Here is a 24487-nt window from a genome sequence, read left to right on the forward strand (position 1 = left end):
GACAACGCCGCGCCGCCCTGTGCGGTTCCGGCAGCGAAGGTTAACCGGAGAATCCGAATGGGGTCAGGCCCAGCGCGCGGTCATCGAACTGCAAGGACGCGCCGAGCGGCGGCAACGAGCGTTGCATGCACGCCGGGCGATGGCACCGCGCGCAGCCCGGTCCAATCGGGGTGGCATCCTCTGCGCGCAGCGATTGGCCCCGCGCCGCCGCCAATTGCCCCGCCAAAGACGCTTCCAGACCCAGCACGACCACGAAATCCGCCTGCCCGCCCCGGCTTGCCCCACTCGCCTGGACGGTCCGGGCCAGCGAGAACCAACGCGTGCCGTCCTCCAGCGCGACCTGTTCGACCACCATCCGACCGGCGCGCTCGAACGCGGCGTGGGCGCTCCACAATGGGCAAGACGCGGGGCTTTCGAAGAACACCGCCCCGCTCGCACCGGCGAAACGCTTGGAAATCTGTCCGGCGCGGTCGATCCGCAGCATGAAGAAAGGCAGCCCCCGCTGCCCGACCCGCTGCAGCGTCGTGAGGCGATGGGCGAGTTGCTCGAACCCCACCCCGAAGCGGCGCTGGAGCAGCGGGATGTCGTAGCCGCTCGTCTCGCAAGCTCTCAGAAATCGGCCGTAGGGCATGATCAGTGCAGCGGCGAAGTAGGCGAAGAGATGGCGCTGGACCAGGCGCTGCGCCGCGCGATCGGCGAGTCCGGCGCCATCGACCAAGGCGCGGACTGCGTCGCGCTGCTCGAGCTGGGCGAGCTGCACCGCGATCTGGAACGTTCGCGAGGCCGGGTCGAGCATCTCGGCCAACTGGAGCTGGCGCGCATGCAGATCGAGCCGCCTGAGGTGATCGGGCATGACGCTGGCGGGTAGGATGCGCAGGGAGAGCTGGTGGCGGCGGCGCAAGCGCTCGGCCATCGCGGCGCCGATCTCGCCCTCGGAAAGGCGCAGTTCGTCGGCCAGTTCTTCGGCCGCGGCGTCGAGATCGGCAAAGTGGTTGCGCCAACGCTCGATCTCGCGGCGCGCGAGCAGCCTGGAATCCCGCGCTTCGCCCTCGCGCGAGGATCCGGCGCGATCATAGAGCCGCGCGAACGCAACCGCCGCTTGGGGCGCGGCGTTGAGCCACTCGACGACTTCGTCGCGATCGATCGCGAGATCGTCGAACAGCGTATCGGTCAGGCGGCGGCGCAAGCCATCGACTCCGCCGGCTTCCTCGTGGCTGCCCAGCGAGCGCGGATCGAAGTCGAAGTGCTGGGCCATCGCCAGCAGCAGTCGCGCGGAAAGCGGTCGTTGGTTGCGCTCGATCAGGTTGAGGTAACTGGACGAAATGCCCAGCGTGGTCGCCATCGCCGCCTGGGTCATTCCCTCCCGCCGGCGAATGCGGCGAACGGTCGGTCCTGCGAACAGGGATTGCTCGGCCACTCGTGTAAACTTTCATACAAAACCACACGCCCGATGCGCGGCTTTACTGCAATAGCACATAACTTTTTGTAAGATGTATTACCACCCCCTTCGGAGACAGTGCTACTGCCCGAGCGACAGCTTTTTCGAGGGTACCATGACCTATTCGCAAGACATCGCGCAGACCGACGATCTGATCCGGCGCCACAACGGCACCTGGGACGGGATCGGCGCCGAATCCGTCGCCCGGATGCGCGCCCAGAACCGCTTTCGTACCGGTCTCGACATCGCCCGCTACACCGCCGGGATCATGCGCGCCGACATGGCGGCCTACGACGCCGATCCCGCCGCATACACCCAGTCCCTCGGCTGCTGGCACGGCTTCATCGCCCAGCAAAAGATGATCTCGATCAAGAAGCACTTCGGCACCACCAAGGGCCGTTACATCTACCTCTCCGGCTGGATGATCGCCGCGCTGCGCAGCGATTTCGGCCCCCTGCCCGACCAGTCGATGCACGAGAAGACCAGCGTTCCCGCGCTGATCGAGGAAATTTATACGTTCCTCCGCCAGGCCGACGCCCGCGAACTGGGCATGCTGTTCCGCGAGCTCGACAAGGCCCGCGAATGCGGCAACGAAGTCGAGGCGGCGCGTATCCAGAACGCGATCGACAACCACGAAACCCACGTCGTTCCGATCATCGCCGATATCGACGCCGGTTTCGGCAACGCCGAGGCGACCTATCTTCTCGCCAAGAAGATGATCGAGGCCGGTGCCTGCGCGCTCCAGATCGAGAACCAGGTCTCGGACGAGAAGCAGTGCGGTCATCAAGACGGCAAGGTCACCGTCCCGCACGAAGACTTTCTCGCCAAGATCCGGGCCTGCCGCTACGCCTTCCTCGAGCTTGGCGTCGACGACGGGATCATCGTGGCGCGGACCGACAGCCTTGGCGCGGGGCTGACCAAGCAGATCGCGTTCTCCAAGGAGCCGGGCGACATCGGCGACCAGTACAACGCGTTCCTCGATTGCGACGAGATTGCCGACATCGCTCAGGCCAACGGCGACGTCATCATCAATCGCGGGGGCAAGCTGCTTCGGCCCAAGCGCTTGCCGAGCAATCTCTACCAGTTCCGCCCCGGCACCGGCGAGGACCGCTGCGTGCTCGATTGCATCACCAGCCTGCAGAATGGCGCGGACCTGATCTGGATCGAGACCGAAAAGCCGCACATCGAGCAGATCGCCGGTATGGTGGATCGCATCCGTGAGGTCGTGCCCAACGCCAAGCTAGCTTATAATAATTCGCCAAGCTTCAACTGGACCCTCAATTTCCGCCAGCAGGTGTACGATGCCTGGCTTGCGGAAGGTCAGAATATGGCGGGCTATGATCGCGCGAAGCTCATGAGCGCTGAGTACGATCAAGATGAATTGGCAGTGGAAGCCGACAACCGTATTCGCACCTTCCAGCGCGACGCGGCCAAGCGGGCGGGCATCTTCCATCACCTGATCACTCTGCCGACGTATCACACCGCGGCGCTCAGCACCGACAACCTCGCACGCGAGTATTTCGGCGAGGCCGGAATGCTGGGCTACGTCAAAAACGTTCAGCGCGAGGAAATCCGCCAGGGTATCGCCTGCGTTCGTCATCAGAACATGAGCGGCAGCGACATCGGGGACGATCACAAAGACTACTTCGCCGGCGAAGCTGCGCTCAAGGCGGGCGGCGCGCACAACACGATGAACCAGTTCGCAGCCTAGAAACTGCGGGGAGAGAGCGGAAAACCGCCTGAAGGACAGCCGAACCAGCTCCTGGGGAGGGAGAAACGCGGCCGTCAGGGGTAACAGCCCCTGGCGGCCGTAAACTTGTTCGCAGCCTCCCACGGCTTGTCCCCGACGCCGGGCGCGCGAACGTCGGCTTGCACTTCAAGGTGTTGGTGCCCCTGGCCCGACTCGAACGGGCACGTCTCTCGACAAACGATTTTGAGTCGTTCGCGTCTACCATTCCGCCACAGGGGCCCCTGAGCGCGGGGGCGGCCTTAAACGCGGCCCCCAATTCCATCAAGGCGCAACGTCAAGCCGCCGGTTTGAGCGCGCCGACCAGTACCTTGTGCAGCTTGGAATGCAGCGCGTCGTTGCCCGCGAGCACCTCCGAGTCGCAGATCGGCTGCGAGCGGCCGCGGAAATCGGTGACGAAACCGCCCGCTTCGCGCACCAGCAGGCAGCCCGCGGCCGTATCCCACGGCGCAAGGTCTTCTTCCCAAAACCCGTCGTAGCGGCCGGCGGCGACCCACGCGAGATCGAGCGAGGCCGCCCCGAAGCGCCGAATGCCTGCAACCTGCGGTCCGATCGCGTTGGCGACCGCGGTCCAGTGGGCGAAGTTGCCGTGCCCGCCATAGGGGATGCCCGTGGCGACCAGAGCCTCGTCGATCCGCCGTCGCGCCGAGACGCGCAAACGCTTGTCCTGGAGCCAGGCCCCGCGGGTCTTCTCGGCCCAGAAGCTCTCGTCGGTGATCGGCTGATAGACCAACCCGGCGATCACATCGCCCCAGCCCGAGCCATCGGGCTTGGCCTCCTGCGCCGCGATCGAGATCGCGAAGTGCGGCATCCCGTGGAGAAAGTTGCTGGTGCCGTCGAGCGGATCGACCACCCAACGCGGCTTGCCGGGCGCACCGTGGATTTCTCCCGCCTCCTCCAGCAAAAAGCCCCAGTCGGGGCGAGCCTGGCGCAATTCGTCGTAGATTGTGCGCTCGGAGGCCTGATCGGCCTTCGAAACGAAATCGGAGGGCCCTTTGCGGCTGACCTGGAGATGCTCGACCTCGCCGAAATCGCGGCGCAGGCGCTGGCCCGCCTTGCGTGCCGCCTTTTCCATCACCCTGATCAGACCTGAAACAACCGCCATGGTGAGTCTAGCTCACCTTGCCGACGTAAGTCCGCTCATAGACATCGACGACGATCCGCGTGCCGCTGCCGATGTGCGGGGGGACCATCACCCGCACGCCGTTATCGAGCAGCGCAGGCTTGAAGCTGGAGCTCGCGGTCTGGCCTTTGACCACCGCGTCGGCCTCGACGATCGTCGCCTCGACCTGATCGGGCAACTGGACCGAGATCGGGCGATCTTCCCACATCTCGAGGCTCACTTCCATGCCGTCCTGAAGGAACGCCGCGGCATCGCCCAAAAGGTCGGATGGAAGCTGGATCTGATCGTAAGTGTCCTTGTCCATGAACACCAGGCTTTCGCCCTCGGCATAGAGGTACTGGAAGTCCTTGGTATCCAGCCGGACACGCTCGACGGTGTCCTGGCTGCGAAAGCGTACGTTGGTCTTGCGCCCATCGATCAGGTTCTTCATCTCGACCTGCATGAACGCCCCGCCCTTGCCCGGCTGGGTGTGCTGCGTCTTGGCGACCTTCCAGATGCCCTTTTCATATTCGAGAATGTTGCCGGGACGGATGTCCACGCCGGAGATCTTCATGGTGGAAAGAGCCTTGTTCGGAAGGTGCGGTCGGGCGCAGCCCCTAGCCGAGCGGGTGCGGCGGGGCAAGCAGGGTGGCGAAGCGGTTCAGGCAGTGTTAGGCCTGTGCGCGTAGCGGTGGAGGATCATCCGCACGAAATCAGCATGTTGAAGGAGTTGGCCGCGTGCTTCGCCGTATCGTGATCCTTGCCGCCACGTTGTGCGTTGCAGCCCCGCTCGCTGCGGGACCAGGACGGCTGGCGACGCTGACGCTGGGACGATACGTCTGCGAACGTCCCGGTTCGGACGCAACGCAAGCGCCCGTCACCGATGCCGCCGCGAGTTTCGCGATCACCACCGCGTCCCGCTATGTCGCCATCGACGGTACGCGGGGCACGTATCTGCTCACTGGCGATATAGCGGAGCTGACCTCCGGGCCCTTGGCTGGAACCAGACTGGTCCGAGTTCGCGATAGCTTTCTGCGCGTGATCGGTCCCGATGGATTGCCCGGCCCCACCCGCTGCATCCTGAGCCGCAATTCCGACAAGCACTGATCGGGCCGCTGGTCCTACTGCCGCCTCAAGTAGGGATAGGGGTTGAGCGATGCGGTGTGCTGCCACCAGCCCCCCGCGGCCCCGGTCTGTTGTATCTCGAAATGCAGATGCGGCGCGTCCGGGCTGGCGTCGCCGGTCGATCCCACCGTGCCGAGCACCTGTCCCTGGGTCACTGTCTGACCCTCGGCCAGGCCGGGCGCATAAGCGTCGAGGTGGGCATAGTAGTAAATAAGGGTTCGCGGGGGCGAGCGGACGTAGATTGTATTGCCACCCCGCCCCGAGACGAACAGCTTCTCAACCGTACCGGCCGCCGCCGCGATCACCGGCGTTCCCCGTGGTGCCAGGATGTCGATGGCGTTGTGGGCGCGCGCTCCACCTTCGCGCGATTGGGTAAAGGTATCCACGAGTTGCGCCCTGCTCACCCCGGCGACGGGGATTAGCAAGCGCGGAACCTCTACTGTAGCGACTACCGCCGGGGCGAGCTTGGCGGTGGACGCGGATCCCGCGTTGGCAACAGGCAATGGCTCGGCGCGGTTATCCGCGTGACGCAGTCCAGCAAACAGGATCGCTCCACCGATCAGCCACCCGGCAGAGGTGACCAAAAAGGTTGTCGAAATGATTTTCGCGGTGCGGCGCCAATCGCTCATGGTCAGGCCACGAAGCTGACCTTGGTCGATCCCGAGACCATCTGGGAAAGTCGCGCGACGTCCCAATTGGTCAGGCGGACGCAGCCATGGCTTTCGGCACGACCAATCGTTTCGGGATGAGGTGTGCCATGGATGCCGTAATGTTCTTTCGACAGGTCGATCCAGGCGACGCCGACGGGCCCGTTGGGTCCTGGCGGTAGCTTCGCCTTCTCGTCGCCAGCCTTCGCATCCCAGAACAATGCGGGGTTGTAGTGAAACGGCGGGTTCTTGCTGACCCCCAGGATTTTCCAGTCGCCCAGCGGCAGCGGATCGTGGGTCGAGCCCATCGTCGCGGTGAATGCCGCAACCAGCTTCCCGGCGGAATCGTAGGCGAACAGCGTGCCCGCCGATTTGTCGACGACAATCTTGTCCGCCTTGGGCTGAACCGTTCCTACCCCGAGCATCTGCAAGGTCGCCAGCCAAGCCGAGTCGGTGACCAGGCCCGGATCGATCCGGTCTGCGCCCACATTGGGCACCCGGATCTGCTGTCCGGCATGGAAGTACGATGGCGGACCCGGCTGCGGGGTGAACGTCGCCCCGCTCGCGGTTTCGCTTGGAGTCGGGGTTGGCGTCGGTGACGTGCTCGGCATCGGCGCCGCGTTTGCATTAAGCTCCTTCAACACCGCGACGGTGGTGTGAAACCGCTCGGCGAGCTTTTCGTCGAGCGACTCATACCCGAGGACCGACATCTTGGCTTCGTCCTGAGGGTCTTTCGGGATCACGAAAAACGGACCCGCGGCGAATTCAGATGGGATCGTCACGACGCGTGTGGCCGGGATATTCGACCATTGCCCGAGCGCTCGTCTCGTCGCGTCGTCCAGTTCTCCCGTATCCTCGAGGTCGTTGGCCAGCTGAAAGCCCCTCAGCGCATTGTGCGTCGACATGCCGATCGCCCCGTCGACCACGCCCGGGGTAAACCCCAACCGGTCGAGCACGACTTGCGCCTGCATTTCCGGACGCGGCTTGTCATCGGCGAGCACAGGATCGAGCGGCGCGTTGCCGGTGGGATCGTGGCTAAGCAGCGGATCTTCCGCAGCCGCTTGAGAAGTTGCCTGCGATGTGGCGGATTTCGCGTCGGATTGCTTATCCGCATGATCGGTTCCGTTGAGTCCGCAGGCGGCCACCGCGAGGGCGAAAGGCGAAGCGAATAAAATTTTGCGCATGGATGATCCCAAAGCTGGCGAACCGTATCGTGGGTTAACGACCGAGTGCGCGCTTGGGTCCGCAGAGACTTCAGGAGAGGCTTGAGACCTCGGCGATCGCCCGATGAAACGCAGCAACGGCGGCTGCTTCGTCGGCGCCCCAGACGGCGTGGCTGACCGCGAGAAAATCGGCTCCCGCGGCGACGAGCGGCGCACAATTGGCGGGGGTTATTCCGCCGATCGCGACGCAAGGCAGCTCGAACACCGCCGACCAGAATTCGAGCAGCTCGAGATCGGGTCGGTGTTCGCTCACCTTCGTCTCGCTCGGGAAGAACGCGCCGAAGGCGACGTAGTCGGCCCCCGCCTCGCCCGCTTCCATCGCCAGATGGCGGCTGGCGTGACACGTCACGCCGATCTGAGCCTCTCGTCCGAGCCGCTCGCGCGCTTCGGCGACCGAGCCATCCTGTTGCCCCAGGTGCACCCCGTCGGCGCCCAGCCGCCGCGCGAGCGCAATGCTGTCGTTGACGATGAACGCGCAACCGGCGTCTGCGCAAATCCGTTGGAGCGGCTCAGCCAGTTTGGCCGCCTCGTGTTCGTCCACGCGCTTGACCCGGAACTGGAACGCCGCGACCGGCCCGGCGTCCAGCGCTCGCGTCAAGCGATCGGCAAAGCCGCCAGACACGTCAGGCGGTGAAATCAGGTAAAGCTGGCAGGAGGGTTCGGGCATGCCCGCCCCCTATCGTTGTCGCAGGGCTGAGCCAAGCATTCCGGAACCGTTCACCACCTGATGCGATTGTCGTGGCTATGAGAAACGCCCTGCTTCTGCTCGCTCCGCTGGCGCTGGCTTCGTGCGCCACCGTTCCGGTCGATCCCCACAACGGCAACGGCCTGACCTACGCCCGGTTTGGCCAGACCGTGAACGTCGGCGGGCCGCGAGTGACGCCACTGAAGGTGCTCGCCGACAGCCGTTGCCCGATGAACGTCCAATGCGTCTGGGCGGGCGAAGTGCGCCTGTCCGTGCGCATCGCCACCGGCGCGGGCACTGCGACCCGCGAAATCGTCTCGGGCAAGCCGCTCGCGGTCGCCGATGGCACCCTGACCCTTGCCGATGTCCAGCCACCGCGCCGAACCGACGCGATCTTCGCGCCGAGCCAGTATCGCTTCGGCTTCCGCTTCGACGGCGGCGTTTAAGCCGTCAAGGAAACGCCAGATAGGTCCAGACCGGGCGGTACAGCAGATCCCCGGCCAGGGTCAGCGGCGTCGCCGCATCGACAGCCGGCGAGGCGTGCTGCGGCGCGAAGACCAGACCCAGAGCCGCTGGATTGGGGGGCACGCTCGTCGAAAGCTGGTGCGAACCCCCGAATGGTGCAGCCGCTCCATCGACCGAGACCGCGCCGCCAAACTGGTCGATGCCGATCGCACGCCAATTCAGCAGCACGAAACCGAAAGGAATCAACTCGTCGCCGGTGTGTGTGAACCCGAATTGGCGCGAGAGCGGAGTGACGTTGGGTAGAGAATACCAGGTCGCGTTCGATCCCGCGGTCAGCCCGGTATCGCCGGGCGCCGAGAACATGACCGATCGCTCGAGCGCGAACAACTTGGCCATGTACCCTGCGTGGCCGCCACCCTGCGAATGCCCGGCAACGACGATCTTCGACCAGTCGGGCTGGCCTCCGACGAGGAACTGACCCCAGCCTTCGCCCGGATAGGTCCGCTCGAGATAGCCGATCAGCGAGCCGAGCCGGCCCGCGATCGATTCGGCGCGCGGGATCGCGATCAGCGTGCTGGTGTCCTCCCCCGTGACGACCTCGCGTCGAACTTTGCCGGCGCAATCGGGATCCGCGCTGGCCGCGCAACGATCGCCCACCGAGACGTCGTTGGGATAAGTCAGGCCTATTCCATGATAGCCGCGCGTCGCGCCGGTGCGGACGATCTCGCGATAGAAGCGCGGAATCGCTCCGGTGCCGGGGAGCATTACGAACAGCCTTCCTGCTGGCGTCACGCCCGATGCCGGTCGGACCGCGAAATGAGCGGACAGCGCCAGCGTAATGGCCGGATCGGTCTGTGCGGGCAGCACGTCGCGCTCGAGCAAGGCCGGACCGGGTGTCGGCGTCGGAGAGGGCGGCGGAGAGGGTGTTGGGGCGGGCGTGACGACCGCCACCGGCGGGGCCACGGAACCTCCCCCGCCTCCGCACGAACCTAGCGCGGTCGCCGCGCATACCGTCGCCAAAATGCGCGTCGATCGCATGAACTATGCGATTACGCCTACCTTCCGCGTCGAGCCAGCGTGAATCTCGTCGATCGCCGCGGCGAGTGCTCCCGAAAACTCGTCGTCGCTCATCTGGTGGCGCAGGTCTTCGAGTAGCGCGCGGCTGAAACTGGCGATGATCCCACGGTTTTTCGCAAGTTCGGCGCAGGCCTCGGGCCTGGAATATCCCCCCGAAAGCGCGACGACCTTGAGCACCCTAGGATGGTCGACGAGTGCGTCGAACGTGCCCGGCACCACCGGCAGGCTGAGCTTGAGCATGACTTGCATCTCGCCGCTCAAGTTTTCGAGATGCTTGAGTATTTCAGCCTTCATCAACGTGTCGCATTCGGCCCGCGTCGCGCTCTTGATGGCGATCTCGGGTTCGAGGATCGGCATCATGCCCTTCGCCAGCACCTGATGCCCGATTTCGAACTGCTGCGCGACGATCGCGGCGATCCCCGCGGGGTTCGCCGAATTGATCACCGAGCGCTCCTTGGTCCCGAACACCCCCAACGCCTTGGCCTTGTCCAGCAAGGCGTCGAGTTCGGGCATGGGTTTCATCAATTGGACACCGTCGGCTTCGTCCTCGAGCCCCTTGTCGATCTTGATGAACGGCACGACGCCCTTTTCGATCAGCGCGGCGGGAACCGGTCGGCCATCGACCGTTCCATCCATCGTCCGTTCGAACAGGATCGCCCCGAGCACCTTCTCGCCAGTAAAGCATGTCGACTTGATGATTCGGCTGCGCATCGCGTGGATCAGCGCGAACATGCCGTGATCGTCGGACCAGGCGCCTTCCTCGATGCCATAGCCCGCGAGAGCCTTGGGGGTCGATCCGCCCGATTGATCGAGCGCGGCGATGAACCCGTTTCCCTTGCGAACGCGTTCAAGCATCTCTGCGTATTGCATTGTATTCCTTTGTATTAGTCTACGGAGATTCAGTCTCGCTTGCCGACCTTCTTGATGATCGCGGTGAAGCTGAGCACAGGCCGGCCGTCGGCGGTGGCGATGCCCCGAACGAAGATCGTCTTGCCGCCGGCTCGCGTGACCTCGCCGGTCGCCTCGATCAGCTCGCCCACGCGTGCGGAATCGAGGAAGTCGCCCGACAGATTGACTGTCACAGCGTGGTCGCCCGCCAGGGCATCGCGCGCGAAGGTGAAAATCGCGGAATCGGCAAAGGTCATCAGGCAGCCGCCGTGCATGAAACCGCCGCCGTTCATGTGCCGCGGTTCGGCGCGGAAGGCGGCGATCCCGCGGCCGTCGGCGTCATGTCGCTCATAGAACGGTCCGGCGCGCTGCTCGAAGGCGTCGCTGTGCCAGGTGGACCAGCCCGCGAACTCGCCCTCGGTGACGAGCTTGAGCCGGTCGTCGATCGATACCGCTTGGTCCTCGCTCATCGGGAGGCCGCTTCCAGCGCAGCGACGCCCGGCAGGGTCTTGCCTTCCATCCATTCGAGGAACGCGCCGCCCGCGGTCGAGACGTAGCTGAACCGGTCGGCCACCCCGGCGTGGTTGAGCGCCGCAACGGTGTCCCCACCGCCCGCCACCGACACCAGCGAGCCTTCGCCGGTAAGCGCCGCCGCGGTCCGCGCGAGCGCAACGGTGGCGGCATCGAAGGGCGGGGTCTCGAAGGCGCCGAGCGGGCCGTTCCAGACGAGCGTGCGGCAGGTCTTGAGGACGTCCGCCAGCGCCTCGACCGCGGCGGGTCCGATGTCGAGGATCATCTCGTCGGCGGCGACTTCGTGGACGTTGCAGGTGCGCAACGAAGGCGGGTTGGCCGCGAATTCGCGGGAGACGACCACGTCGTAGGGCAGATGAACGGTGCATCCTGCTGCATCGGCGGCAGTGAGGATCTGTTCGGCGGTTTCGGTTAAATCGTGTTCGCACAACGACTTACCCACGCTTACTCCGCGCGCCGCGAGGAAAGTGTTGGCCATGCCCCCGCCGATGATCAGATGATCGACCTTGCCGACCAGATGGCGCAACACATCGAGCTTGCTCGAGACCTTCGCCCCGCCGACGACCGCGGCAACCGGATGCTCGGGCTGACCCAGGGCCTTTTCCAGCGCCTCCAGTTCCGCCTGCATCGCCCGCCCGGCATAGGCGGGCAGCACGTGCGCCAGCCCCTCGGTCGAAGCATGGGCGCGATGTGCGGCGGAAAACGCATCGTTGACGTAGACGTCGCCAAGGCTGGCGAGCTTTTGAATGAGCGCCGGATCGTTGGCTTCCTCGCCCGGATCGAAACGGGTGTTTTCGATCACCGCGATCTGGCCGTCAGCGAGATCCGGCTGCTCGCCGGCGGCGACGAAACTGACCGGACGCCCCAGCACCGCGGACAGCGCCGGGACCACCTGACGCAGCGAATACCGCTCGTCCGCCGTGCCCTTGGGCCGTCCGAAATGCGCCAGAATCAGCACTTTGGCACCGCGATCCGCCAGCTCGAGCACCGTCGGCATCGCAGCGCGCACGCGGGTGTCGTCAGTCACCCGGCCATCGGCCATCGGCACGTTGAGATCCTCGCGGACCAGTACGGCCTTGCCGCGGACGTCGCCAAGATCGTCGAGGGTCTTAAACTTTGTCATTCAATCACCTGGTCCGCTCATCTCGCAAAAAGTCGAGTGAGCTGTAGCGGCTCACAACAGCCCCGCCATGACCCCCGCGGTATCGACCATGCGGTTGGAAAAGCCCCATTCGTTGTCGTACCAGCTGAGGACGCGGACGAGCTTGCCATCGATCACCGTAGTTTCGAGGCTGTCGATGGTCGAACTGTGGCTGTCGTGGTTGAAGTCGATCGAAACCAGCGGCTCGTCGGTATAGCCGAGAATGCCCTTGAGAGGACCTTCGGATGCAGCCTTAAGCAGTTGATTGACCTCATCCTTGGTGGTGTCGCGCTTGGGCGTGAAGGTCAGGTCGACGACCGAGACGTTGGGCGTTGGCACGCGGATCGCAGAGCCGTCGAGTTTGCCCTTGAGCTCAGGCAGCACCTCGCCGACCGCGCGCGCGGCGCCGGTGGTGGTCGGGATCATGCTCATCCCCGCCGCCCGCGCCCGGCGCATGTCCGAATGGATCTGGTCGAGGATCTTCTGGTCGTTGGTGTAGGCGTGGATCGTGGTCATCAGCCCGCGCTCGATGCCGATCGCGTCGTTAAGCACCTTGGCGAACGGCGCGAGGCAGTTGGTGGTGCACGAGGCGTTGGAGACGATCGTGTGCGCGGCGGTCAACTTGTCGTGATTGACGCCGTAAACCACTGTCAGATCAACGTTCTTGCCGGGCGCCGAAATCAGCACGCGCTTCGCCCCGGCGGCCAGGTGCTTTTCGCAGGAGGCGCGGTCGGTGAAGAAGCCGGTGCACTCCAGCGCGATGTCGACCCCGTGTGCGGCGTGCGGCAGGGCGGCGGGATCGCGCTCGGCGGTGACGTGGATGCGCTTGCCGTTGATAATCAGATCGTTGCCGTCGACTTCGACTGTCCCCGCGAATTTGCCGTGGACCGAATCGCGCTGGAACAGCATCGCGTTCGACTTGGCGTCGGCGAGATCGTTGACCGAAACGAGTTCGAGGTCGTGGTCGGTGCATTCCAGGACGGCGCGCGCGACGTTGCGCCCGATCCGCCCGAAACCATTGATCGCAACCTTGGTCGCCATGCGAGAAGCTCCTTCTAGGATCCTAGTTTAGCAAGAATTTTCGGTACGATCGCCTCGACCGTGAAGCCGAACTTGACGAAGAGGTCCTTGGCCGGGGCGGAGGCGCCGTAGCGGTCGATGCCGATACGCAGGCCGTGCGGCATCGTGTAGCGTTCCCAGCCGAAGGTGGTGCCCGCCTCGATCGAGACGCGCAGCGTATCGGACGGGAGGAGACCATCGCGATAGGCCGCATCCTGGGCTTCGAAGACCTCCCACGAGGGCATCGAGACGACGTCCGCGCCGATCCCCCGCGCCTCGAGCGCGGCGGCGACATCGACCGCCAGCGAAACCTCCGAGCCGGTGGCGATCAGGATCGCGCGGCGCGGCGCCATCGCCGAAACCAGCCGGTAAGCCCCTTTGGCGCTTAGGTTTTCGCGCGCATCGCGGCGCTGCGCAGGCAGGTTTTGCCGGGTCAGGGCCAACAGCGACGGCCCGGTCGCGTTCTCCAGCGCCAACTGCCAGCACTCGGCGGTTTCGAGCGCGTCGGCGGGTCGGAAAACGGTCAGTCCGGGCATCGCGCGCAGCGAGGCGATGTGCTCGATAGGCTGGTGCGTCGGGCCGTCTTCGCCCAGGCCGATGCTGTCGTGGGTCATCACGTAGACCACTCGGGCGCGTTGGAGGGCGGACATGCGGATGGCGTTGCGGCAATAGTCGCTGAACACCAGGAAGGTGCCGCCATAGGGGATCACCCCGCCGTGCAGAGCCATCCCGTTCATCGCGGCCGCCATCCCGAACTCGCGGATCCCGTAATAGACGTAGCGGCCCGAATAATCATCGGAATTCAAAGGCTTGGTCGAGGATGTTTTGGTGTTGTTCGAGCCCGTCAAATCAGCCGATCCGCCCAGCATCGCGGGCACATCGGCGGTGAGGACCTGGAGCGCGTTCTCGCTCGCCTTGCGCGTGGCGATGGTAGGTTGGTCGGCGGCGATCCTGGTCAGGTAGTCGGCAAAGCCCGTCAAAGGCGGCAATTGCCCCCCAGTTGCGCGATTACTGCTGCTTCATTGTCCGAAGCGGCGAGCCTTGCACGCCATTCGGCGTTCCTGTCGCGTCCCACCGCTCCCGCATCGCGCCAATCCGCGGCGATGCCGGCCGGAATCTCGAACGGCGGCGAGGTCCACCCCAGCGCTTCGCGTGCCGCGGCGATCTCCTCGGCGCCCAGGGGAGCGCCATGGACGTCGTGGCTGCCCTGCTTGTTGGGCGCGCCCTTGCCGATGATGGTGTGGCAGGCGATCAGCGAGGGGCGCGGGTCGGCCAGCGCCTTGTCGATGGCGCGGGCGATGTCGGCGAAGTCGTGGCCGTCGCAGGCGACGACATGCCAGCCGCTGGCCCGGTAGCGCGCGGGAATGTCCTCGCTGGTCGAAAGCGAGGTCGGCCCGTCGATGGTGATGCGGTTGTCGTCCCACAGCACGTTGAGCCGGCCGAGCTTGAGATGCCCGGCGAGCCCGATCGCCTCGTGGTTGATGCCTTCCATCAGGCAACCGTCGCCCGCGATCACCCAGGTGCGGTGGTCGACCACCTCGGCGCCGAAGGTGGCGTTGAGGTGGCGCTCCGCGATCGCCATGCCCACCGCCATCGCCAGGCCCTGCCCCAGCGGCCCGGTCGTGCACTCGACCCCGGCCAGCTCGAAGTTTTCGGGATGCCCCGCGCACGGGCTGCCGAGCTGGCGGAAGTTGCGAATGTCCTCGATCGTCGGGCGGGCATAGCCGGTGAGGTGGAGCAGCGCGTAAAGCAGCATCGAGCCGTGCCCGGCCGAGAGCACGAAGCGGTCGCGATCAGGCCAGGCGGGGTCGGCGGGGTCGTGCCGCAGATATTTTGTCCACAGGACCGTTGCGACGTCGGCCATCCCCATCGGCATGCCCGGATGGCCCGAATTGGCGGCCTGGACCGCGTCCATCGCAAGGGCGCGGATAGCGTTGGCCATGGGGGCGAGCCGGGTCGGATCGATGGTCATCGCGAAGGCTCGCCTTGCTGCGGGGACGCCCGGCCGTCGCAGTCGACTTGGGGACGATTCGGGCGATCCCTTTGGGCAAGGGGTCCGGGCGCGTCAAGGGACGCAAGGCTGTGGGTTTCCCACAGTCGCGTGCCACGAACCGCGCCAGGAGAGCGTCATGACGTCAGCGCGGTGGTTGTCGCGCCCGCCGATTGTGCTAGCTCTGCGGGCAATGGATACCAGCAAGATCGATCAGGCGCTGGCCCGCCTCGACAAGGCACTCGCCCGCGCCGAATCCGCCGCGCAGGCGCTCCCCAACGGCCGCTCGGTCGATGCGGCGGAATATGACGGGCTGCGCGACCGCCACGACCAGCTCAAGCAGAGCGTCGCCAGCTCGCTGCGCAAGCTCGACGAAATCCTCACCGGGATGCCGCAATGAGCAACGTCAGCCTGGAAATCGGCGGCCGCCAGTACAGCGTCGCTTCGGCCGATGGCGAGGAAGAGCACGTCGCCATGCTCGGCCGCCGGATCGACGAAAAGCTGCGTGCGATGGGCGGTGCCGCCGGGCAAAGCGAGAGCAGGATGCTGCTGTTCGCGGCGCTGCTTCTGGCCGACGAGATCCACGAGATGACGGTGCGCGGCGGCGCGCCCGCCCCTCCCGACAACGGCCCGGCGCTGGCCAGGATCGCCGACGGGATCGACGCCGCGGCCCGCCGGATCGAAAATCTCGCCGCGTCCCTTGAGGCTGCCGCCCGCTAGGCCTACATTGGCGGCTGACGGGACTGCCCGGTACGAACCGACAGATATCCCTGAGGCTATAAGCAATCCATTGGGGGCTGTCCCTGGTCTGGCCGCGGTTTCGCATCGAGGTTTGGCACACATGGCTCCCACCTGACGTGAACGCGTCAGAGGATTTCACGGCAACGGCCCATGGTGGTTCCGTCACCCATCGGTCAACGAGGTCGCAGCATGGATGACAAAGCGGCCTTGCGCGCCCGGCTGAGGGCGGCGCGGCGCGAGCATGTCGCGGGCCTGCCAGACGCGGTGCGGGGCTTGCTGTTCCGCCGCCCCCCGCGCCCGGTCGAGGCGCTGATCCCTTCCGGCGCGGTCATCGGGGTTTATTCCGAAACGCCCGAGGAAGCCCCGGCAAGCGGTTACGCCCGCTGGTTTTTCGAGAACGGGCACACGGTTGCCCTGCCCTGGTTCGCCGACCGCGCGAGTCCGATGGCGTTTCGCGGCTGGGATAATCCGTTCCTCGACGAAAACCTCGAGGCGGGTCCGTGGCGCGTCCGTCAGCCCGCCGCTGGCTCGCCGGTCGTTCCCGATGTCGTGTTCGTGCCCCTGGTCGGCTTCACCGGCGACGGCGCGCGGCTGGGCATGGGCGCGGGACACTACGATCGCTGGCTCGAGACGCATCCCGACGCGCTGGCGATCGGGCTGGCCTGGGATTGCCAGGAGGTGCCCGCCCTGCCGCTCGAACCGCACGACCGCCCTCTGGCCGCTATCGTCACCCCGACGCGGCTGATCGGTCCGTTCGACCGGGCGCTGGCGGCATGAAGCCGAGCTGGCGCAAGCCTTTCGGCATCCTGGCGATGCTGGCCGCGCTGGCCGTCTATGCGATCGTCGCGGTAACCGTGCTCGCGCCGGTCGGCCGGTGGCCGGTCCTGGCCCAGATGGTGGTCTATCTGATCGCCGGAACGATCTGGATCCTGCCCCTGGGGCGCTTCCTGCAGTGGATGGAGACGGGGCGGTTCCGCTAGAAATCGGAAGCCGTTCCAAGCGGTAAATGGCGCGAGTGACGGGACTTGAACCCGCGACCTCCGGCGTGACAGGCCGGCGCTCTAACCAACTGAGCTACACCCGCGCGTGCTTGGGAGCAGCGCCACTAGGGCACGTCCGGGATGGTGTCAACCGCGATGCCCGGGCGTTTCCAGGCCTTGCCGATCCCTCGCGTTAACCCCGCTTTTCCTAGCCTTTCAAGACGTTGCCAGGGCCGGCGGCGCGCTTTCCGCCGGCGATCTTAACCATTCCTTCGGCTTTGCCTGCAACAACCCCGCACAGGACGGGTTCGGGGGCATACCGGCATGAAATTCCAGTTCGCCACGATGGCGGCAATCCTTGTGGGCACGATGCCGGCGCAGGCTGCGCCGGTGACTGTTGCCAACAGCGTCTACGTCGAGCGGGAAGTCGCCACCGGCAAAGGCGAGAGCGCTCGCGTTCTCGAACCGGCGCGCACATTGCGTCGCGGCGACCGGCTAGTCTACGTCGTCTCGTGGAGCGCCCCTCAGGGCCGTGGCGAACGCCTGACCATCACCAATCCCCTGCCCCGCACGATCGCCTATGAGCGCAGCGCACAGGGGACCGAGGACGTCTCGGTCGATGGCGGACGCAGTTGGGGCAAGCTGGACACGCTCCGCGTCAAGGACGGTTCGGTGTGGCGCTACGCCACGCCGCAGGACGTCACCCATATCCGCTGGAACGTGCCCCCGCAGCTCGCGCTGGCGGGCAGCGGCCGCCTGACCTGGAGCGGCATCGTCCGCTAGGCCAGCTCTCTCCACGTGAGGGGAGAAACACGCAGGCTTGGGCGCGTAGCGAACGAGCCGAAGTTGAGAGGGGCAGGTCGCTCGCAGCCCCCTCTCCCCTGGAAGCGAAGCTGACCCGAAGGGTCAACGGGAGAGGGCTTGTGTTTCAGCAATTCTCGTACTTCCAGTTGCGCTTCTTGCCTTCGGCGATCCATTCCACCGCCTGAGCGATCCGCTTGGCGCGCGTCGCCTCGGCCTTGGCGGTGGTGATCCACTCGAGATAGTCGCGGCGCTGCGACGGCGCGAAGCCTGCGAAGTTGGCGCTCGCCGCACCCTCGCCCGCGAGCGCCCGTCCGAAATCGTCCGGCATCGGAATCTCCGGCTTGGGCGGCGCCTTGGCCTTCTTGGGCTGTCCCGCCGCCAGGCGATCGCGCGCGTCGTGGAGCTTGGCGATCAGGTCCGCTTCGGCGGGCAGATCGGCCAACGTCGAGATCTTGCCGTATTGGCCCATCGCGTCACCCTGGCGGCCGTCGCCGTGGATGACGAACGCGCAGTGCGCCTTGAACGCCGCCATTCCGACCACGTTCTTGCCGCCCGACGTCCAGTGCGGCATCGACCATTTTATGGTCTCTTCGGCGTTGGGAAGCGCCTGGGCGACAAGCGCGCGCAGATGCTTCAGGATCGGCTGGGCGAACGGCGCGGCCTTGGCGATATAGGCGTCGATGCGGGGATCGGTGGTCATCGTCGTGCTCCCTGATCATAGCGGCGCGGGCGCTGCTTTGCCGAAATAGAGCGGATTATCAGCTTGCCCGTCCCGTTTGCGGGCAAGGGTATGCGTGTTTTCTCGGCAGCCTGGTCGATCAGCGCGGCGACTTCCGGACGGGCAAGGACCGAGGCATCGGGCAGGCGGATGAAGCGGTTCTGGACGCCCTCGCCCAGCAGCACGCCTGCGGGATCGTCGAGCTCGGCACCGCGATAGAATGAAAGCCCGACCCCGTTTGCGCCCGCCGCCAGCGAAACGATCGCGTCCGAAGGCCGCTCGCTCGTGCAAGTGGCGATGACCAGGAAGTTGTAGTTGTCCCAGACAAGCTCGAAGCCCGTCGGGAAACGCGATTTCAGCGCGGCGCGGACGTCGCGGATCAAAGCCTGGTTGGCAGGGTCGAACTTGGCGATGAAACCGTCAAGTTGGACTTCGGCGAGCTGGGCCTCGGCATCGGACACGCGTATCCTCCTCCTGTCGCCGTGCGCCCTTCAGTCGCTCAGCAGCAGCACCGGCGTCTCGATCAGCCGCTTGAGCGCCTGGACGAAGCTGGCCGCGTCCCAGCCATCGACCACGCGGTGGTCGCAGCTGATCGAGATGTTCATCAGCTTGCGCTTTTCGATCCGCTCGCCGCCCATGCCGTCTGGAACGAACATCGGGCGTTCGACGATCCGGTTGGGGCCGATGATCGCCACCTCCGGGCGGTTGATGACCGGGGTGGTGGCCACGCCGCCGAGCGGGCCGAGCGAGGTGACGGTCAGCGTCGAGCCCGACAGCTCGTCGCTCTTGGCGGTGCCGTCGCGCGCCGCCTGGGCAAGCCGGACGATCTCGCGCGCGAGTTGCCAGATGTTCTTGTCCTGGGCGTCGCGGATCACCGGCACCATCAGGCCCGCGTCGGTCTGCGTCGCCATCCCCAGGTGGACCGCGCCATGGCGGGTCACCACCCCCGCCTCGTCGTCGTAGCGGGCGTTGAGCATGGGAAAATCGGGCAGCGTGCGGCAGATCGCGGCGATCAGCAGTGGCAGCATGGTGAGCTTTGGCCGAGAATCGTCAGCGCCGCCGCGCCCCGAATTGAGCTGGGCGCGCATGACTTCCAGCGCGGTGACGTCGCACTCCTCGACATAGGAGAAGTGCGGGATATTGCGCTTCGAGGCTGCCATGTTCTCGGCGATGCGGCGGCGCAGGCCGATGACCTTGACCTGCTGGTCCTGGCCCCTGGTTCCGGCGGCGCGGAACCCGCCGCCGGCGTTGTAGGACAGGAACGCGTCGAGATCGGCATGGCGCACGCGGCCGTCCTCGGCGGGGCGGACTTCGGAGAGGCTGACGCCGAGCTCCTGCGCGCGGGCGCGGACCGCGGGGGAGGCCAAGACCTTGCCCCCTTCCCGCTCGTATCGAGCGAAGTCGAGACGCGTTGCGTTTCGGGCTGCGGTTTGGGTTCTGGCGCTGGCGTGACGCGCGGTGTCGCGACTTCGCTCGACACGACCGGGGGCGGTGGTGGTGGTGGTGGTGGTGGTGGTGGTGGTGGTGAAGCCGGCGCAGGCGTTTCCGCCTCGATCCGCTCGGCCACCGCCTCGGCTGGCGTATCCTCAGCGCCCTCACCCTCGATCTCGATCACAACCAGCGCCGAACCGATCGGGATCACGTCGCCGACCTCGCCCGCCACTTCGACCACGGTGCCCGAGACCGGACTTTCCATCTCGACCGTGGCCTTGTCGGTCATCATGTCGGCGACGCGCGCGTCTTCCTCGATCCGATCGCCGACCTTGACGTGCCAGGCGACGATCTCGGCCTCGGCGATGCCCTCACCGATGTCGGGCAGGCGAAACGTGTATCTACCCATGGCTCAGGCTTTCAGCAATTTGTCGATCGCCTCGCCGATGCGGACGGGACCGGGGAAATAGGCCCATTCGAGGCTGTGCGGATAGGGCGTGTCGAACCCGGTGACGCGTTCGATCGGGGCTTCGAGATGATAGAAGCAGCGCTCCTGGACGAGCGCGGAGAGTTCGGCGCCGAAGCCGCTGGTGCGCGTCGCCTCGTGGACGATCAGGCAGCGCCCGGTCTTGGCGACCGAAGCCTCGATCGCCTCGATGTCGAGCGGGACGAGCGTGCGCAAGTCGATGATCTCGGCGTCGACGCCCTTCTCGCGGCACACCGCCTCGGCGACGTGGACCATCGTCCCATAGGCAAGCACGGTGAAGGCCTCGCCGCTTCGCACGATCCGGGCCTTGCCCAGGGGTATCGAGTAATACCCCTCGGGCACCGCGCTGTCGGGGTGCTTCGCCCACGGTTCGACCGGCTTGTCGTAAAAGCCGTTGAACGGGCCGTTGTAGATCCGCTTGGGCTCGAAGAAGATCACCGGATCGTTGTCCTCGATCGCCGCGATCAGCAGGCCCTTGGCGTCGTGCGGCGTGCTGGGGATGACGGTCTTCAGGCCCGCAACGTGGGTGAACAGCGCCTCTGGGCTCTGGCTGTGCGTCTGGCCGCCGAAGATGCCCCCGCCGAACGGGCTGCGCACGGTCATCGGCGCGATGAACTCGCCCGCCGAGCGATAGCGCAGCCGCGCCGCCTCGCTGATCAACTGGTCGAGCCCGGGATAGATGTAGTCGGCGAACTGGATCTCGGGCACCGGACGCAGGCCGTAGGCGCCCATGCCGACCGCGGCGCCGATGATCCCGCATTCGCTGATCGGGGTGTCGAACACGCGGTTCCTGCCGTGCTTCTTCTGCAGGCCCGCGGTCGCGCGGAACACCCCGCCGAAATAGCCGACGTCCTCGCCCATGATCACCACGTTGGGATCGTGGCTGAGCATGATGTCGAGCGCGTCGTTGATCGCCTCGATCATGTTGAGGCGGCGCACGGGCGCGTCGGCGAGGCTGACGGGGGCTTCCTCGAGCATGGTCATACGGCCGCCCCTTTAGACGAGGGCTCCGGCCACTTGATCGCCCGCTCGCGGATCGCCTGCGCAGCCTGCTCCTCGAGATGCCAGGGCAGCTCCTCGAACACGTCTTCGAACATGGTATGAAACGGGTGATGGAGGCCGTGGCCGAGGATGCCGTTCTTCTCGGCCTCCTTGGTCGCCGCCTTGACCGCGTCGATATGCTCGCGGTCCATCGCCTCCTGCTGCTCCTCGGACCATTCGCCGAGTTCGATCAGATGGCACTTGAGCCGGTTGATCGGGTCGCCCAGCGGCCACTCCTCTCGCTCCTGCGCCGAACGGTACTGGCCGGGGTCGTCCGAAGTCGAATGGCCCTCGGCGCGATAGGTGAAGTGCTCGATCAGCGTCGGGCCCAGGTTGGCGCGGGCGCGGTTGGCCGCCCATTGCTCGGCCGCATAGACGGCCAGCGCGTCGTTGCCGTCGACCCTGAGGCCGGCGATGCCATAGCCGATCGCGCGCGCGGCGAAGGTCGTGCGCTCACCCCCGGCAAAGCCCGAGAAGCTGCTGATCGCCCACTGGTTGTTCACCACGTTGAAGATCACCGGGGCGTTGTAGACCGCGGCGAAGGTGAGCGCGGCGTGATAATCGCCCTCGGCGGTGCTGCCCTCGCCCACCCAGGCGGCGGCGATCCGGCTGTCGCCCTTGATCGCGCTGGCCATAGCAAAGCCAGTTGCCTGAGGGAGTTGCGTGGCGAGGTTACCACTGATCGTGAAAAAGCTGTGCGCCTTGCTGCAATACATGATCGGCAACTGGCGGCCCTTGAGCTTGTCGGCGCGGTTCGAATAGATCTGGTTGATCATCTCGAGCAACGGATAGCCCCGCGCGATCAGGATGCCCTGCTGGCGATAGCTGGGGAAGACCATGTCGTCGCTCGCCAGCGCCATCGAAGCAGCGACCGATGTCGCCTCCTCGCCGGTGCACTTCATGTAGAAGCTGGTCTTGCCCTGGCGCTGGCCGCGGTACATCCGCTCGTCGAAGGCGCGGGTCAGCGCCATCGTCCGCAGCATCCGGCGCAAGGTCTGCGCGTCGAGCTTGGGGTCCCACGGCCCGGTCGCGCGATGATCGTCGCCGAGCACGCGGATGAGATCGAGGCACAGCGGATGGGTGTCGCTGGCGGCGGCGTTCTCGTCGGGACGCGGCTGTGCGCCGGCGCGGCTGATCGCGAGATCGGAATAGTCGACCACATCGCCGGGCCGATACTTGGGCTCGGGCACGTGGAGCGCGAGCTTCGGCAGGTTGTCCCGCCCGGTGCCACTCATGCCGCGCCTCGCATGCCATCTCTCCCGCCTTGCAGAACGGCGCACCAGGGGCTCACGTTCCGCAGAAGCAATGTTTTAACTGCGCGACATTTTATTACGCGCATGTGAGTGAGTCAACGCCAGCGTCCTAGACCGCGATCGGCGCGGAAATGGACGCGGCGGGATGATAGCCGGAGACCTCGAAATCCTCGATCCGATAGTCGAACATAGAGGCCGGACGCCGCACGATGGCGAGCCGAGGCTCACCCGACGGCGCGCGTGAAAGCTGCTCCTCCACCAGCGCGGCGTGGTTGAGATAGAGGTGGACGTCGCCGCCCATCCATACCAGCTCGCCCGGCTCCAGATCGCACTGCTGCGCCAGCATCCGCACGAACAGCGCCGCACTCCACAGGTTGAACGGCAGCCCCAACGCGACATCGCAACTGCGCTGGTAGAGCAAGCCATTCAGTTTTCCGTCCGCGACATGGAACTGATAGGTCTTGTGGCATGGCGGCAGCGCCATCGCCTCGAGTTCGGCAACGTTCCAGCCTTCGACGATGTGCCGTCGGCTGCCAGGGTTGGTCCGCAGGCTTTCGACCACCTGGGCGACCTGGTTGATCCCCGGCCCCGGACGAAACACGCCGTCGCCCACCGGCTCGTAAGTCGCCCAATCGACCCATTGCTTGCCGTAGACCGGCCCGAGATCACCCCATTGGGCGGCGAACGCGGCGTCCTCGACGATCCGCCGCGAGAAATCGGCGCGCGAAATGTCGCTGCCGGTCGCCTTGCGATAGCGATCCAGCGGCCAGTCGGTCCAGATTTCCACGCCCTGCGTGCATAGCGACCGGATGTTGGTATCGCCGGTCAGGAACCACAGAAACTCGCGCGTCGCGGTCTTCCAATAGACTCGCTTGGTGGTCAGAAGCGGCACCAGCCCGTCCGCCAGATCGAACCGCAGCGTCGCCCCGAATACCGATCGCGTTCCCACCCCGGTGCGATCGACACGCTCGTCACCCGCCTCCCAGATGCGGCGCATAAGCTCGAGGTACTGCCATTCGGGGTGCGCGGATGCGGCTTCGACTCGGATCGCGGGGGCGGTGGCCATGGCCTCACGCTAGACGGCCAAACGTCCGCTTGCCACCCCGCGCACCCGCGACTATAGGCCCGCTCCTGCCTCGGCGGCCCAGGTTCTCGGACCGGGGTCACCAGCATCGGTCGGGGAATAGCTCAGCCTGGTAGAGCACTGTCTTCGGGAGGCAGGGGCCGGAGGTTCGAATCCTCTTTCCCCGACCATTTTCTTCACATCGCGCGGAACGCACCGCGTGCCTCCGGCTTTAAGCTCCAACGGGAAATTCATCCCGATTCAGGAGCATGGGTCATGGCCACCGAAGAATTCACCGACGCGATCGCGCTGCTCAAGGCGGACCACCGTAAGGTCGAGGACTTGTTCGAGGCGTTCGAGAGCGCCGGCGCGGGAAAGAAGCAGGCGATCGCCGAGCAAATCTGCACCGAACTGAAAATCCACGCGACGATCGAGGAAGAGATTTTCTACCCCGCGCTGCAAGGCAAGATCGACGACGACACGCTCGACGAGGCGTATGTCGAGCACGACGGCGCGAAAGTGCTGATCAACGACATCATGGCCGGCAGCCCCGACGACCAGTACTACGAGGCCAAGGTCAAGGTGCTGTCCGAAGAGATCAAGCACCACGTCAAGGAAGAAGAGATGCCCAGCGAAGGCATGTTCGCCCAGGCGCGCGAAGCCGGAGTTGATCTGGTGGCGCTGCGCGATCAGTTGCTGGCGCGCAAGCAAGAGCTGACCGCGCTGGCCAAGAACGGCGGCCTGCCGCCCGCGACGCTCACCGCGGTGAGGCTCGAACCCGCCTGAACCAGCGCAATCCGGGCGGAACCTGTGGGGTCGCGGCGCATTGAGCCGATGACCTCACAGGACGG

Annotated in this window: 25 protein-coding genes, 3 tRNA genes and 2 pseudogenes; 10 read left to right on the plus strand and 20 right to left on the minus strand. The window is 65.9% G+C overall.

What is annotated here, in order from left to right:
• Window positions 1–40 precede the first annotated feature (40 nt).
• A complete protein-coding gene (locus tag GKE62_RS01455; protein WP_154690699.1) occupies window positions 41–1417 on the minus strand; it encodes a short-chain fatty acyl-CoA regulator family protein in 1377 nt (458 codons plus the stop codon).
• 136 nt (window positions 1418–1553) lie between these two features.
• Between GKE62_RS01455 and GKE62_RS01460 the strand changes: the two genes are divergently transcribed.
• Entirely contained in the window at window positions 1554–3149 is a 1596-nt protein-coding gene (locus GKE62_RS01460) for an isocitrate lyase (RefSeq protein ID WP_154690700.1), read from the plus strand.
• 174 nt (window positions 3150–3323) lie between these two features.
• Here the strand turns inward: GKE62_RS01460 and GKE62_RS01465 are convergent.
• From GKE62_RS01465 to efp, 3 genes are all read right to left on the minus strand, one after another.
• Window positions 3324–3407: transfer RNA gene (locus GKE62_RS01465), tRNA-Leu, on the minus strand.
• 55 nt (window positions 3408–3462) lie between these two features.
• Window positions 3463–4290 carry an inositol monophosphatase family protein gene (locus GKE62_RS01470; RefSeq protein ID WP_154690701.1) on the minus strand — a complete coding sequence of 276 codons (828 nt, stop codon included), beginning with the start codon at window positions 4288–4290 and terminating at the stop codon, window positions 3463–3465.
• A gap of 7 nt (window positions 4291–4297) precedes the next feature.
• A complete protein-coding gene (gene efp, locus GKE62_RS01475) occupies window positions 4298–4861 on the minus strand; it encodes an elongation factor P (RefSeq protein ID WP_154690702.1) in 564 nt (187 codons plus the stop codon).
• Between the two features lie 164 nt (window positions 4862–5025).
• On the opposite strand from efp, the gene GKE62_RS01480 reads away from it, so the two are divergent.
• The gene (locus GKE62_RS01480; protein ID WP_154690703.1) at window positions 5026–5394 is read left to right on the plus strand and encodes a hypothetical protein; all 369 of its coding nucleotides are present in this window, start codon (window positions 5026–5028) and stop codon (window positions 5392–5394) included.
• 14 nt (window positions 5395–5408) lie between these two features.
• Here GKE62_RS01480 and GKE62_RS01485 read toward each other — a convergent pair whose 3' ends face one another.
• The 3 genes from GKE62_RS01485 to thiE all read right to left on the minus strand — a co-directional run bounded on the left by GKE62_RS01485 (window position 5409) and on the right by thiE (window position 7949).
• Window positions 5409–6041, minus strand: a complete 633-nt coding sequence (locus GKE62_RS01485; protein WP_154690704.1) for a M23 family metallopeptidase — start codon at window positions 6039–6041, stop codon at window positions 5409–5411.
• 2 nt (window positions 6042–6043) lie between these two features.
• A complete protein-coding gene (locus GKE62_RS01490; protein ID WP_154690705.1) occupies window positions 6044–7243 on the minus strand; it encodes a L,D-transpeptidase family protein in 1200 nt (399 codons plus the stop codon).
• 70 nt (window positions 7244–7313) lie between these two features.
• On the minus strand, window positions 7314–7949 hold the full coding sequence (gene thiE / locus GKE62_RS01495; protein ID WP_154690706.1) for a thiamine phosphate synthase: 636 nt from the start codon (window positions 7947–7949) through the stop codon (window positions 7314–7316).
• Between the two features lie 77 nt (window positions 7950–8026).
• Between thiE and GKE62_RS01500 the strand changes: the two genes are divergently transcribed.
• Complete coding sequence (locus GKE62_RS01500) at window positions 8027–8413, plus strand: hypothetical protein (RefSeq protein ID WP_154690707.1); 387 nt, start codon at window positions 8027–8029, stop codon at window positions 8411–8413.
• Window positions 8414–8417: 4 nt separating this feature from the next.
• Here GKE62_RS01500 and GKE62_RS01505 read toward each other — a convergent pair whose 3' ends face one another.
• The 6 genes and pseudogenes from GKE62_RS01505 to tkt all read right to left on the minus strand — a co-directional run bounded on the left by GKE62_RS01505 (window position 8418) and on the right by tkt (window position 15100).
• Window positions 8418–9395: a hypothetical protein gene (locus tag GKE62_RS01505; protein ID WP_154690708.1), complete on the minus strand. Its 978-nt coding sequence runs from the start codon at window positions 9393–9395 to the stop codon at window positions 8418–8420.
• A 78-nt stretch (window positions 9396–9473) separates the two neighbouring features.
• The gene (locus GKE62_RS01510; RefSeq protein ID WP_195908691.1) at window positions 9474–10364 is read right to left on the minus strand and encodes a fructose bisphosphate aldolase; all 891 of its coding nucleotides are present in this window, start codon (window positions 10362–10364) and stop codon (window positions 9474–9476) included.
• A gap of 44 nt (window positions 10365–10408) precedes the next feature.
• Window positions 10409–10867 carry a PaaI family thioesterase gene (locus tag GKE62_RS01515; RefSeq protein ID WP_154690710.1) on the minus strand — a complete coding sequence of 153 codons (459 nt, stop codon included), beginning with the start codon at window positions 10865–10867 and terminating at the stop codon, window positions 10409–10411.
• Complete coding sequence (pgk, locus tag GKE62_RS01520) at window positions 10864–12051, minus strand: phosphoglycerate kinase (RefSeq protein ID WP_154690711.1); 1188 nt, start codon at window positions 12049–12051, stop codon at window positions 10864–10866. Before pgk ends, GKE62_RS01515 begins: the two co-directional genes overlap by 4 nt.
• A gap of 51 nt (window positions 12052–12102) precedes the next feature.
• A complete protein-coding gene (gap, locus tag GKE62_RS01525) occupies window positions 12103–13110 on the minus strand; it encodes a type I glyceraldehyde-3-phosphate dehydrogenase (RefSeq protein WP_154690712.1) in 1008 nt (335 codons plus the stop codon).
• Window positions 13111–13124: 14 nt separating this feature from the next.
• A pseudogene (gene tkt / locus GKE62_RS01530) lies at window positions 13125–15100 on the minus strand (transketolase).
• A 211-nt stretch (window positions 15101–15311) separates the two neighbouring features.
• Here tkt and GKE62_RS01535 point away from each other — a divergent pair.
• The 4 genes from GKE62_RS01535 to GKE62_RS01550 all read left to right on the plus strand — a co-directional run bounded on the left by GKE62_RS01535 (window position 15312) and on the right by GKE62_RS01550 (window position 16839).
• Entirely contained in the window at window positions 15312–15518 is a 207-nt protein-coding gene (locus GKE62_RS01535) for a hypothetical protein (RefSeq protein WP_154690713.1), read from the plus strand.
• Window positions 15515–15838 carry a cell division protein ZapA gene (locus GKE62_RS01540; RefSeq protein ID WP_154690714.1) on the plus strand — a complete coding sequence of 108 codons (324 nt, stop codon included), beginning with the start codon at window positions 15515–15517 and terminating at the stop codon, window positions 15836–15838. The genes GKE62_RS01535 and GKE62_RS01540 overlap by 4 nt, the downstream gene beginning before the upstream one ends.
• A 210-nt stretch (window positions 15839–16048) precedes the next feature.
• Window positions 16049–16636, plus strand: coding sequence for a 5-formyltetrahydrofolate cyclo-ligase (locus GKE62_RS01545; protein ID WP_154690715.1), 588 nt, complete (start codon window positions 16049–16051; stop codon window positions 16634–16636).
• A complete protein-coding gene (locus GKE62_RS01550) occupies window positions 16633–16839 on the plus strand; it encodes a DUF2842 domain-containing protein (protein WP_154690716.1) in 207 nt (68 codons plus the stop codon). Before GKE62_RS01545 ends, GKE62_RS01550 begins: the two co-directional genes overlap by 4 nt.
• A 27-nt stretch (window positions 16840–16866) precedes the next feature.
• Here GKE62_RS01550 and GKE62_RS01555 read toward each other — a convergent pair.
• Window positions 16867–16943 (minus strand) — tRNA-Asp (locus GKE62_RS01555).
• Between the two features lie 220 nt (window positions 16944–17163).
• Between GKE62_RS01555 and GKE62_RS01560 the strand changes: the two genes are divergently transcribed.
• Entirely contained in the window at window positions 17164–17622 is a 459-nt protein-coding gene (locus GKE62_RS01560; protein WP_230206847.1) for a hypothetical protein, read from the plus strand.
• 145 nt (window positions 17623–17767) lie between these two features.
• Here the strand turns inward: GKE62_RS01560 and GKE62_RS01565 are convergent, their stop codons facing one another.
• From GKE62_RS01565 to thyA, 6 genes and pseudogenes are all read right to left on the minus strand, one after another.
• A complete protein-coding gene (locus GKE62_RS01565; protein WP_154690717.1) occupies window positions 17768–18343 on the minus strand; it encodes a YdeI family protein in 576 nt (191 codons plus the stop codon).
• Entirely contained in the window at window positions 18340–18822 is a 483-nt protein-coding gene (locus tag GKE62_RS01570; protein WP_154690718.1) for a DUF1801 domain-containing protein, read from the minus strand. The genes GKE62_RS01565 and GKE62_RS01570 overlap by 4 nt, the downstream gene beginning before the upstream one ends.
• Window positions 18823–18852: 30 nt before the next feature.
• Window positions 18853–20201: pseudogene (locus GKE62_RS01575) on the minus strand (dihydrolipoamide acetyltransferase family protein).
• A gap of 3 nt (window positions 20202–20204) precedes the next feature.
• Window positions 20205–21257, minus strand: a complete 1053-nt coding sequence (locus tag GKE62_RS01580) for an alpha-ketoacid dehydrogenase subunit beta (RefSeq protein WP_154693497.1) — start codon at window positions 21255–21257, stop codon at window positions 20205–20207.
• A 2-nt stretch (window positions 21258–21259) separates the two neighbouring features.
• Window positions 21260–22555 (minus strand): 3-methyl-2-oxobutanoate dehydrogenase (2-methylpropanoyl-transferring) subunit alpha, encoded by a 1296-nt coding sequence (locus tag GKE62_RS01585; protein ID WP_154690719.1) that lies wholly within the window; start codon window positions 22553–22555, stop codon window positions 21260–21262.
• Window positions 22556–22682: 127 nt separating this feature from the next.
• Window positions 22683–23639, minus strand: coding sequence for a thymidylate synthase (gene thyA / locus GKE62_RS01590; protein ID WP_154690720.1), 957 nt, complete (start codon window positions 23637–23639; stop codon window positions 22683–22685).
• Between the two features lie 111 nt (window positions 23640–23750).
• Here thyA and GKE62_RS01595 point away from each other — a divergent pair.
• Window positions 23751–23827, plus strand: a tRNA-Pro gene (locus GKE62_RS01595).
• An 85-nt stretch (window positions 23828–23912) separates the two neighbouring features.
• The gene (locus GKE62_RS01600) at window positions 23913–24422 is read left to right on the plus strand and encodes a hemerythrin domain-containing protein (RefSeq protein WP_154690721.1); all 510 of its coding nucleotides are present in this window, start codon (window positions 23913–23915) and stop codon (window positions 24420–24422) included.
• The last annotated feature ends 65 nt before the right edge of the window (window positions 24423–24487 follow it).

The organism is Novosphingobium sp. Gsoil 351 (assembly GCF_009707465.1).
Taxonomy (GTDB): Bacteria; Pseudomonadota; Alphaproteobacteria; order Sphingomonadales; family Sphingomonadaceae; genus Novosphingobium.